Raw genomic sequence first — 10421 nt, 5'->3', positions numbered from 1 at the left:
ACCGCGTCATTCCCGCGCAGGCGGGAATCCATGCTGAGAGCGAGTCGCCGCGACGTCTAATCGTGGTGGTCGTCGTGATGGTCGTGCGGGTCGTTTGGTTGCGGGATGGTGTAGATGCCGGCGTCGGTGGTCAGCAGCAGGCCGGCGATGGAGGCGGCGTTTTGCAGCGCGATGCGCGTTACCTTGGCTGGATCGAGCACGCCCAGCGCGGCCAGGTCGCCATAGCTGCCATCGGCGGCGTTGTAGCCGAAGTGGCCGGAGCCTTCCAACACACGGCCCAGCACAATCGATGGCGAGTCGCCCGCGTTGGCCGCAATCTGCCGCAGCGGTTCTTCGAGTGCGCGCAGCAGGATCGCAATGCCAGCATCCTCGCCCGCATTGGGTCCGCGTAGCGGCGACAGGGATTGGCGTGCACGGAGCAAGGCGATGCCGCCACCGGCCACCACGCCTTCGGCGATGGCTGCGCGGGTGGCATGCAGAGCGTCTTCAAGCCGCGCCTTTTTCTCTGACAGCTCCACGTCCGTGGACGCGCCGAGCCGGATTGCCGCTACGCCGCCGGCAAGTCCAGCCAGTCGCTTCTGCAATTGGTCGCGGTCATAGCCCGCGCCAACGGCCGCCATCTCCGCTTTGATCAGCGCCGCGCGCGCCGCGATCTGTTCCTGCGTTCCCGCGCCGTCGATAATGGTGGTGTGCTCCTTGCCGACCTCCACGCGGCGCGCCTGTCCCAGGTCGCCCAGGGACAGCGTATCCAGCGCCAGGCCGCTGTCACTGCTGATCAGACGCGCACCGGTCAGCGCCGCCAGATCCTCCAGGCTGGCGCGGCGACGTTCGCCGTAGCCGGGCGCCTTGATCGCCACCGACTTGAGCGCGCCACGCGCATGGTTCAGCACCAGCCCCGCCAGCGCATCGCCCTGCACATCTTCCGCCACCACCAGCAGCGGCCGCGCCGCCTGAGCCGCCAGTTCCAGCACCGGCAGCAGTTGGTGCAGGCTGGTGATCTTTTGGTCGGCCAGCAGGATCAGCGGCCGTTCCAGCTCCGCCAGCCCGCGCTCTGCGTCGCTGATGAAGTAGGGCGACAGATAACCGCGCGCAAACTGCAAGCCCGCCGTCAGTACCAGTTCATCATGCCGGCTGGGGCCATCTTCCACCGTGATCGCGCCATCCTTGCCAACCTTTTCGAAGGCCTGCGCAATCAGCGCGCCGATCGTGGCGTCGCCGTTGGCGGACACGGTCGCCACCTGTGCGATCTCGCTGGACGATGCCACCTCGCGTGACAGCGCCGCCAATTGGGCCAGTACGGCGGCAGTGCCAAGGTCGATGCCGCGCTTGAGCTCCGTCGGACTGTGGCCGGAAGCGACGTGCTTCAAGCCCTCGCGCAGGATGGCTTGCGCCAGCACGGTCGCCGTGGTGGTGCCGTCGCCGACACTATCGCCAGTGCGGGCCGAGACTTCGGTCGCCAGCTGCACGCCCATGTTCTGCAGCGGATCGGCCAGCGCGATTTCGCGCGCCACCGTTATGCCATCCTTGGTCAGTACCGGCGCGGCGACGCCGCGCTCCAGCACCGCGTGCCGGCCGCGCGGGCCGAGCGTGACTTTCACCGCATCCGCCAGCAGGTTGACGCCAGAGGCCAGGCGCGCACGCGCATCCTGGCCAAACACCACTTCCTTTGCACTCATCTCTTCTCTCGATAAACGGTCATTGCGCCGATTGTAGGTTGGCCAGCATGGCTGGCAAAGTAAGAGTTCCGCATTTGCATAGCGGCTTTAGGTATAAGCGCTTTGCTGTTTGGCTCGCAGCAGCAGGGCAACAAGAAATAGTGCTGCGATCAACAGTTGGCTGGCGTGAAATCGGCATCTCCCTGTGATGGCGGCGTGGCATACGACTTGCAAAGCGGGAGTTCACCGTTCACTTTTAAGATCGCACACAATGAAAGAACTATCGTTGACCGCCGTGGCGTCTGCCGTGGCATTACTGACTTCGGGCGCGGCGTATGCGGCCGATCCGAGCGTCGCCGAACTGCAGGCGGAGATCGCGCGCCTCAAGCAGATCATTGCCGCGCAGGGCGGCGCAGCGGCTGTGCCGGCGGCCGCGCCAGTGGCGACAACTGCTGCTGCGCCATCGGACGCTCCTGTCGTTGCGGCCGCCCCGGCGCCAGATGAAGCAGAAACACTGGGCGAGCTGACCGTCCGCGCCCGCAATCGCCTGGAGCGCCTGAAAGACGTCCCGGCCTCGATCTCGGTCGTCACCGGCAGCGAACTCGATCGCTTGCAAGCGCGCGACGTGGCCTCCATCACGCAGCGCGCCGCCAACGTCTCGTGGAATCAGGGGAATGCCCGCACCAGCGCCATCTCGATACGCGGCCTTGGCAAGCAAGCGCAGACCGACGCGATGGACCCCAGCGTCGGCATCACCGTGGATGGCGTCAGCTACGCCTACAATCCCTTGTCGTCGTTCGATTTCTACGACGTTGATGGCGTCGAAGTGCTGCGCGGCCCGCAGGGCACCCTGTATGGCAAGAACGCCAGCATGGGCGCGATCAACATCACCACCCGCCGTCCTTCCTTCACGCCGGACAGCAGCTACTCGGTCGCCTTCGGCGAGAAGAATCGCCTGATCGCCAACGCCGCCATCGGTGGCGCGGTGATTGATGACCTTCTGGCTTGGCGTGCCGCCTTCAGCGTGGACAAGGGGCAGGGCGTCTATCCCAACGCCTACAACGGGGACTTCAGCTACAAGAACAAGGACAACGTCTCCGGCCGCGTGCAGTTCCTTTTGACGCCATACGCCGGCTTCAACGCCTTGCTCAAGTTGGAGCTCACACCGCGCCACGAGGAGTACTACAACGGCTGGACGTTCTTCACTCCGACGCCGACCAAGTACGCCAACGGCCAGCCCAATGCGCTGGCGACAGACGCCTCCACGCGCCTGGCGCGCCGCTGGTTCCTCCAGCAGAAGGACTACGGCTACGCGAGCTCCTATCTTGCAGCACAGGTCAATCAGGATAACCAGCGCCCGCTGGTCACTGCCACCAACGGCGCCTCGGCCACGCTGACGTGGAAGCTGGGTGAACACACCGTTACCTCGATCACCGGTTACAAGGACTTCTACTTCCAGGCCCGCAACGACGAAGGTACGCCGTTCGATATCAGCAAGAACGGCGGTGGTTATGTCTCGCGCAATGCGCAGGTCAGCGAGGAGTTGCGCCTGACGTCACCGGTGGGCGGAGCGGTCGACTACCAGACCGGCTTGTACCTGCTCTCGCAGAAGAACAACTACAGCTCGCGTACCGGCTTCGGCTCGGATGCCGGCGCATGGTTCGCCAGCGCCGCCCAGTACACCACGCTGGATAAGGACGGCGCCGGCCGCTACCTGCTGCAAAATTCCCTGAGCCGGCTGGAGACCAACACGCCGCAGGACATCCACAGCAAGAGCGCCGCGCTGTATGGCCAAGCCAACTGGCATGCGTCGGAAGCGCTCACCGTCACCGGTGGCTTGCGCATCACCGCCGAGCAGCGCAAGAATTCCTCGGTCAAGTTCATCGCCGAAGACGGCTTTGGCGCGGAGCTGAATCCGGCGACGGTGAACGGCATCTCGCTCGGTGGCTTCAATAGCGACGCCAACGGCAACCTCGCCGCCAACAGCGCCACTCAACTGGCCCTGGCCGACTACACGGCGCAAAAATACTTCGGCGTCGCCTACGCGGCACTGAGCACTGACCAGAAGAAGCAGATCGCCGCCGCCAAGGCGATCCGCTCGGCGAACATCGGCGTGGTCTATAACCTGAAGCAGGCGGATACCATCCACGACCGCCAGCCGACCATCCTGCTCAGCCCAAGTTACAAGATCAACGACAACGTCACCACCTACGCCTCCTTCCAGTATGGAGAGAAGGCTGGCATCGCGCAGGTCATCAACGGCTTTTCCAACGACGCACGGCCGGAGAAATCGAAGTCCTACGAGATCGGCGTGAAGACCACGCTGCTGGACAAGAAGCTGACCCTGAGCGCGGATCTGTTCCTCAACGATATCAAGGACTATCAACAGGCGGTGCAAGTGTACGACGCCTACACCACGGCGCAGAAGGCTGATGGCTCGCTGTACTACACCGCTGCCACCGGCAATGCGGCGCGGGTACGGGCGCAGGGGCTGGAGTTCGACGGCGTCTACAGCGGCATCCCGAACACCAATATCCGCTTCTCAGGCGCGTTCAACGACGCGTACTACAAGGAGTTCAAGAATTCATCCAATCCGGTTGAAATGGCCAACCTCACCACGCCGTATCGCGACGTGACAGGGCAGAACCTGCCGGGAGCAGCGAAGTTCACCTTCAACGTGGGGGCCGAGTACCGCGCGCCGGTGAAGGGCTGGGACAAGGAATTCCATGCCAGCTTCAATACCGCCTATAGCAGCAAGTACAACTCGGATGTGGCCTTGTCCAGCTATGCATGGGTGCCGGCGTACAGCATCACCGACTTCGGCATCGGCCTTGGTACGCTGGACAAAAAGTTCGATGTGACGCTGCTGGCCAAGAACCTGTTCGACAACCGTACTTCGCAAGTGGTGACGTGGAATAGCTATGTGCCGGCGGTTGGGCGCTGGGTCGGCGTGGTATTCAGCGGGAAGCTGTAGCAGGAGGGAAGGGCGGCGCATGCGCCGCCCGGAGAAGCTTAGTTTGCGGCGAAGCAGTACAGCAAACCGGCGCCGCCGGTGGCGACCAGGTTGGCCTGGCCGCAGCCACGGCTCGGATGCGCCGCGTTCCACGAAGTGTTGCCACCGCCGGTGCGGTCGAAGTGACCCAGCTGCGCCGAACCATCCGCCGCGCTGGACGTGTAGTTCTTGCAGGTGTGGTCCGCCGCATCGGCGAACGCACGGCCATCCGGCGTGGAGCCGGTGATGATGTCATGCTCGTTCGGTTTGTCGCCCGCACCTTTCACCGGCTCGTTCTTCTCGGTCAGTACGGTGGTGCGCGACAGGTTGTTGCCGAGCCGTGCCGCCTCCACGTTATCGCCATGCAAATGCGCTACGTCGCGCGCGATCTGCGCGCCGCGCGTGTTGAACCAAGGGCCGCTGCCGATGCGGTCGCGCGCATTGACGGCCGGCTTGCCCTCGCTGGCCTGGGTGCTCAGGTAAGCACGCCACGTCTGCTTGCCGGCGCCGACCGATTCAGCCAGCTTCTGGCAGTGCGCGTCCGCGCCTTCGAGGCCGCCCAGGTCCGCGCCTTGGCCCTTGCCTTCACTGGTGACAAAAAAACTCAGCGGCTTGGCCGGGTCGGTGGAACGGGCGGTGTTAGGCTGCTGCTGCGCGTACGCGCCAGCAGCCATGCACAATGCGGCAACCGCGCCGCAGATCAGGGAAGTATGCTTGGTCATCATCAGTCTTTGGATTTGAAGTCGTCGTGGCAGGATTTGCAGGTGCGCTGCAGCTTGCCGAATTGGGCTTTGATGGCGGCCACGTCGCCACCGGCGGACACGGTAGCCAGCTCGCCGGCTTCTTTCGCGAAGGCGGCATTCAGTTCGCCGAAGCGCTTGGCGTCCTTGAACACTTCCGGCTTGGCGCTGGTGTCGTGCCAGCCCTTGCCTTGCTCGGTGCCGGCCGCGAACAGGCCAGGCAGGCCGGAATTGGCGATGGCGGCGATGGCGTTGGCCGCACGCTGCACTTCATCCTTGTTGTACTGGCCTTCGACCGAAGCCTTGATCTTGCCGGTGTTCCAGGCCACCAGCTGGAACGCCGACTGGCGCCATTTGATCAGGTTTTCCGGTTTGGGCGCCTGCTGCGCCACCGCAGCCACGGAGGCAGCCAGCAGTACCACCGCCAGCGACGGCGCGAGAATTTTCTTGAAACGAGCTTTCATCTGTATCCCATCGTCAGGTTAAAAAAAACTACTTGGCGCGTCCGCCATAGCCTTCCGCTTGCAGCGCGATCTTGTAGGCCGAACCACGACCGACCACGTACAGCGTTTTCTTGCCCGGGCCTGCAAAGGCCAGGTTCTGCGGTGCCTTCGGCAGCGCGATGATGCCCAGTGCTTCGCCTTTGCTGGAGAAGACCTGGATGCCGGCCGTGCTGGCGACATACAGCCTGCCGCTGGCGTCCACCGCCAGGCCGTCGGCGCCGCTGCTGCTGCCGGTTTCGGTCTGGCGCCAGCCCGCCAGCTTGGCGAAGTTGCGGCGCGGGCCGATGCTGCCGTCGGCCTGTATGTCGTAGGCCAGCACGTATTCGCCGGCGGTATTGGCGACGTACAGCACCTTCTCGTCGGGGCTGAGCTGGATGCCGTTCGGCCGCTCGATATCGGCGGCGAGTCGCTGCAACTGGCCGGCGGGCGTGATGTAGTAGACCGCAGGCTTGGCGACATCGCGCGGCGGTTCTGCCGGCGCAGGCGAGCCGGCAGGGCGCGGCGGCGCGCCGGAGTCGGTGAAGTAGACGCCGCCCTTGCGGTCGACCACCAGGTCATTGGGGCGGCCGAAGGGCTTGCCCTCAAAGCCGTCCGCCAGCGTGCGCGCATGTTCGGCGGGGTAGACGATGCCGACGCGCGGCTTCAGTACCTGCACAGCGTACAAGTCGCCGTTGGCGCCGAAGCCCAGGCCATTGGAGCCGTTGCTGTTGTCGAGGAAGGTGGAGATGCTGCCGTCCGGCGCGATGCGGGTGATGCGGTTGGCGGTGGTCTCGGTGAAGATAAAGCTGCCATCCTGCAGGACCAGCGGGCCTTCGGTGCCGTTGAAGCCTTCCTTGATCAATTCGATGGCGGTGCCGGCGGCCACCACACCGGCGATGGCCGGCGTGACGGCAGCGCCGACGCTGGCGGTTTGCGCGGTGATGTCGGCAGCGGCCAGCGTCAGGCCGGCGGCTATCAGAGCTGCGGAGAGTGGTTTCAGGAGTTGGTATCGCATGCGCTTGTCCTTACGATTTTTTACGCGGCAGCTGCTGTACCGTGGCCAGCGCTTTTTCGACGTTGGCTTCCGGTGTCAGGCCGCCCACGGTGGCGGCGATCTTGCCGTCCGGGGTGATGACGAAGGTGGTGCGCTCAGTGGCGGCGTGGTCGATCTCGACGCCGCGCGTGTCCTTGCGGCCAGCCGGGATCTCGCGGATGGCCAGGTCGAACGACTTGGCGATATCGCCGTTGGCGTCCGCCGCCACCGGGAATTTGCCGGCGCAGTAATTCGGATCGGCCGAGAATTCATTTAGCCGCGCGATGCTGTCCAGCGATACGCCGACCACAGTGGCTCCTGCGGCGCTGAATTTGTCATGATTGACGGCGAAGGTGTGGGCCTGGATGTTGCAGCCGCCGGTGAAGGCGGAAGGGTAGAAGTACACCACCACCGGCCCTTTCTTCAGCGCTTCCTTGAGCGAATAGGAAAAGGCTTTGCCGTTTTGCGAAGCTTGCACCTGGAAGGCCGGCGCGGTGTCGCCTTCCTTCAGCGCGGCGCTGGCTGGAATGGCCACCGCTGCGGACAGCAGGGCGGCGATCAGGATGCGTTTCATTCGATGTTCCTCTCTGTGTGGTTGTCTACATGTCCGATACGTAGCGCGCCAGCGCTTCGATTTCGGTGTCGCTCAGCGGCTTGGTGAACTGGTTCATCACGTCGCCGGCGCTGTTTTTTCGGCTGCCGTTGCGCCAGTCGCGCAATTGCTGCTCAAGGTAGGCCTTGCCTTGTCCGCCGATCACCGGCGCCACGCCTGCAAGGCCTTTTCCGCCTTCGCCGTGGCAGCTGGCGCAGGCGGGCAGCTTGCGGGCCGGATCGCCGTGCGCATAAAGCTGCTGTGCGGCGCCACCATGCGCGTTTGCTGCCGCCGTAGCCTGCGCTGCCGGTTCTGGCGGCAGCGAGGCGAAGTAGGCGGCGATATCGGCCAGATCGGCATCGCTGATCCCGCGCGCCATCATCTGCATGAACTCGTGCTTGCGCTTACCGCTACGGAAATCCTTGACCTGCTTGACGATGTACTCGTACTGCTGGCCGCCGAGGCGGGCGAACTTGCCATCGGTGCCGGTGCTGAAGCCCTGTCCTTCGGTCGGCGCACCGTGGCATTCCAGGCAGCGCTCCGTATCGGCCTTTTCGCGGCCAATGAGCGGATCGCCCGGCGGCGCTGCCAGCGCCAGCGCGGGCAGCAGCAGGGCGCACTGCAATGCTTTTAAAATGTGCTACTCCTTCTTGTAGAACGTATGGCAGGTACGGCAGGTACGCGACAGGGTGGTCGCCGCCGTGGTGGCCGATTCAAAATTATTCGCCGCCACAAAACCGACGATCTGGTTCGACAAGTCCTTGCTTTGCTTTGCCAGGTCGACCGCGTTGTTGGCGTCGCCCTTGTGGTTGAAATAGGTTTCAACCTCGGCGAACATCTGTGTCAGTTCCTTCGCATCCGACGTGGCGCCGGCCTTGTTACTGAGGGCGATGTTCGACGACAGGCTTTTGTTGGTATCCTCGATGTTCTGCATCAGGTCCATGCCCATCTCCTCTGCGGAGCGGACAGCGGTTGATACGAACACCGAGGCTGCAACGATCAAAATCACTTTACGCATGGTGCTCCGGCATCAAGGACGCAGCTGGCCGCGAATCTCGCCCGGCTTGTGTTCCGCGCTGTGCACATTGATGTACAGGTTACCGGCCAGGTAAGCGGCATACTGGTCGTCGTTGAAGGACGAGCCCTCCGGAACCGACCACGTGTTGTCGCCGGTCTTGGCCAGGGTGATCACCGGAGGGCCGCTCTTGCCGGCGGCGCCCTGGTGGATATGGGCTGCCGTGGCCTGCACGTCTTTCACGACGATGCTGCCGCTGACCGCGTGGCCGGCGCCGTTGCCGACCACGATCACGCCGCTGCCGCTGGCATTGGTGGTGACGGCTGGGAGTTCCTCGGCCCCCGTCAGGACGACGCGGGTTTCACCGGCGTTTGCCAGCGCGGCGCCCAGCGCCAGTACAATTGCTGCGATACGATGTTTGTTCATTTTTAATCCTGTTAAGCCAGCAGTTCTTTGATGACCTTCCCGTAGACGACGGTCGGGCGTTCCGAGCGGCCGTTGTTGAGGAAAGTGGTTTTCAGGTGGTCGAGGCCCAGCAGCTGCAGCACGGTGGCGTGCAGGTCGTAGGTATCGACGGCGGTGTCCTTGTCGGCCACTTGCAGGCCGATTTCATCGGTCGCGCCGTAGGTGGTGCCGGCCTTGATGCCGCCGCCCGCCACCCACTGGGTGTAGCCCCACGGATTGTGGTCGCGGCCATTGCCGCTCTGGCCATACGAGGTGCGGCCGAATTCCGAAGTCCACACCACCAGCGTCGATTGCAGCAGGCCGCGCGATTCCAGGTCGGCCAGCAGGCCGGCGATCGGCTTGTCGATCATGCGGGCATTCACGCTGTGGTTTTTTTCCAGTTCGCTGTGCGCGTCCCAGCTGGTGATATCGGTCTGGCCGTCCGGCGCACCGGTCACCACCTGCACGAAACGCACGCCGCGCTCCACCAGGCGGCGCGCGCGCAGCAGGGTGGTGCCGTAGCTGGAACTGGTTTCGTCGTTGATGCCATACAGTTCCTTGGTCGCGTCGCTTTCCTTGGCCAGGTCCACCGCTTCCGGTGCGGCCACCTGCATGCGGTCGGCCAGTTCGTAGGAACGTACGCGCGCTTTCAGTTCGGTGTCGGCCGGGTAGCGCGCCGCGCCTTCGTTGTTGAGACGCTTGAGCAGGTCCAGCGACGAGCGCTGTTGCTCCGCCGTGCGCAGCTCCGGACGTTCCAGGTACAGAATCGGCGACGGGCCGGGACGGAAGGCCGTGCCTTGGTACACCGCCGGCAGGAAACCGGAGTTCCAGTTGACCGAGCCGGCGCTAGGCTCGCTCTTGCCATTGTAGAGCACCACGTAAGGCGGCAGGTCCGGATTGGCGGTGCCCAGCGCGTAGCTGACCCACGCGCCCAGCGATGGACGACCGGGACTCAGGTCGCCGGTATTCAGCTTCAGGATCGAGATGTCGTGGGTCGCGCCCACGGTCACGCTGGACTTGATGAAGGCGATCTTGTCGGCCTGGGTGGCGATGTTCGGCACCAGGTCGGAGAACCACGCAGCGCTTTCGCCATGCTGCTTCCAGGTGCGCTTGGATGCATACAGTTTGCCGACGCCGCCCTGGGTACTGGTCTTGATCCCTTTCAGGAACGAGGCCGGCGTGTCTTGCCCGGCCAGGCGAACCAGCTCCGGCTTGTAGTCGAACAGGTCCAGCGTGCTTGGTGCGCCGTTCTGGTGGAGCCAGATCACCGACTTGACCTTGGCTGGGAAGTGCGGCTGCTTGGGCGCCAGCGGATCGATCAGCTCTGCAGCGGTGGCCGCGTGCAGGAAGCCGCCGCCCGGCAGCAGGCCGCTAACGGCGCCAGCGCCGAGGCCAAGGCCGGTTTTCAGCAGGAAGTCGCGACGTGAATTGATGCTCATGGTGCTGTCCTTCTTTGTTAAGTGTTGTA

10 protein-coding genes are annotated in these 10421 nt (G+C 64.2%); 1 reads left to right on the top strand and 9 read right to left on the bottom strand.

All coding sequences use genetic code 11. From position 1 onward, the window contains the following. Positions 1 to 56: 56 nt before the first annotated feature. Positions 57 to 1676 (bottom strand): chaperonin GroEL, encoded by a 1620-nt coding sequence (gene groL, locus BMZ70_RS18750; RefSeq protein ID WP_092278227.1) that lies wholly within the window; start codon positions 1674 to 1676, stop codon positions 57 to 59. Between the two features lie 286 nt (positions 1677 to 1962). Between groL and BMZ70_RS18745 the strand changes: the two genes are divergently transcribed. Next, entirely contained in the window at positions 1963 to 4629 is a 2667-nt protein-coding gene (locus BMZ70_RS18745; RefSeq protein WP_207231584.1) for a TonB-dependent receptor, read from the top strand. Between the two features lie 38 nt (positions 4630 to 4667). Here BMZ70_RS18745 and BMZ70_RS18740 read toward each other — a convergent pair whose 3' ends face one another. The 8 genes from BMZ70_RS18740 to BMZ70_RS18705 are packed head-to-tail and all read right to left on the bottom strand — an operon-like array spanning position 4668 to position 10392. Beyond that, the gene (locus tag BMZ70_RS18740; protein ID WP_229205500.1) at positions 4668 to 5372 is read right to left on the bottom strand and encodes a lectin; all 705 of its coding nucleotides are present in this window, start codon (positions 5370 to 5372) and stop codon (positions 4668 to 4670) included. Next, positions 5372 to 5851 carry a c-type cytochrome gene (locus tag BMZ70_RS18735; RefSeq protein WP_175500806.1) on the bottom strand — a complete coding sequence of 160 codons (480 nt, stop codon included), beginning with the start codon at positions 5849 to 5851 and terminating at the stop codon, positions 5372 to 5374. Before BMZ70_RS18735 ends, BMZ70_RS18740 begins: the two co-directional genes overlap by 1 nt. Before the next feature lie 28 nt (positions 5852 to 5879). After that, positions 5880 to 6884, bottom strand: coding sequence for an SMP-30/gluconolactonase/LRE family protein (locus tag BMZ70_RS18730; RefSeq protein ID WP_092278223.1), 1005 nt, complete (start codon positions 6882 to 6884; stop codon positions 5880 to 5882). A 10-nt stretch (positions 6885 to 6894) separates the two neighbouring features. After that, the gene (locus tag BMZ70_RS18725) at positions 6895 to 7476 is read right to left on the bottom strand and encodes a peroxiredoxin (RefSeq protein ID WP_092278221.1); all 582 of its coding nucleotides are present in this window, start codon (positions 7474 to 7476) and stop codon (positions 6895 to 6897) included. A 25-nt stretch (positions 7477 to 7501) separates the two neighbouring features. Then, on the bottom strand, positions 7502 to 8119 hold the full coding sequence (locus BMZ70_RS18720) for a c-type cytochrome (protein WP_229205499.1): 618 nt from the start codon (positions 8117 to 8119) through the stop codon (positions 7502 to 7504). A gap of 15 nt (positions 8120 to 8134) precedes the next feature. Next, positions 8135 to 8512 carry a hypothetical protein gene (locus tag BMZ70_RS18715; RefSeq protein ID WP_092278219.1) on the bottom strand — a complete coding sequence of 126 codons (378 nt, stop codon included), beginning with the start codon at positions 8510 to 8512 and terminating at the stop codon, positions 8135 to 8137. 12 nt (positions 8513 to 8524) lie between these two features. Next, on the bottom strand, positions 8525 to 8935 hold the full coding sequence (locus tag BMZ70_RS18710; RefSeq protein ID WP_092278217.1) for a CHRD domain-containing protein: 411 nt from the start codon (positions 8933 to 8935) through the stop codon (positions 8525 to 8527). 11 nt (positions 8936 to 8946) lie between these two features. Beyond that, the gene (locus BMZ70_RS18705; protein WP_092278215.1) at positions 8947 to 10392 is read right to left on the bottom strand and encodes a DUF1501 domain-containing protein; all 1446 of its coding nucleotides are present in this window, start codon (positions 10390 to 10392) and stop codon (positions 8947 to 8949) included. Between the last annotated feature and the right edge of the window lie 29 nt (positions 10393 to 10421).

The sequence above is a fragment of the Duganella sp. CF402 genome (assembly GCF_900109645.1).
GTDB lineage: Bacteria > Pseudomonadota > Gammaproteobacteria > Burkholderiales > Burkholderiaceae_D > Rugamonas.
This window is presented reverse-complemented; position numbering and strand designations above follow the sequence as displayed.

Excerpts from the sequence above, each read along its gene's own strand:
- BMZ70_RS18705 (WP_092278215.1), bottom strand. The coding sequence starts at position 10,392 with ATGAGCATCAATTCACGTCGCGACTTCCTGCTGAAAACCGGCCTTGGC.
- BMZ70_RS18710 (WP_092278217.1), bottom strand. The coding sequence starts at position 8,935 with ATGAACAAACATCGTATCGCAGCAATTGTACTGGCGCTGGGCGCCGCG.
- groL (WP_092278227.1), bottom strand. The coding sequence starts at position 1,676 with ATGAGTGCAAAGGAAGTGGTGTTTGGCCAGGATGCGCGTGCGCGCCTG.
- BMZ70_RS18735 (WP_175500806.1), bottom strand. The coding sequence starts at position 5,851 with ATGAAAGCTCGTTTCAAGAAAATTCTCGCGCCGTCGCTGGCGGTGGTA.
- BMZ70_RS18725 (WP_092278221.1), bottom strand. The coding sequence starts at position 7,476 with ATGAAACGCATCCTGATCGCCGCCCTGCTGTCCGCAGCGGTGGCCATT.
- BMZ70_RS18730 (WP_092278223.1), bottom strand. The coding sequence starts at position 6,884 with ATGCGATACCAACTCCTGAAACCACTCTCCGCAGCTCTGATAGCCGCC.
- BMZ70_RS18740 (WP_229205500.1), bottom strand. The coding sequence starts at position 5,372 with ATGATGACCAAGCATACTTCCCTGATCTGCGGCGCGGTTGCCGCATTG.
- BMZ70_RS18715 (WP_092278219.1), bottom strand. The coding sequence starts at position 8,512 with ATGCGTAAAGTGATTTTGATCGTTGCAGCCTCGGTGTTCGTATCAACC.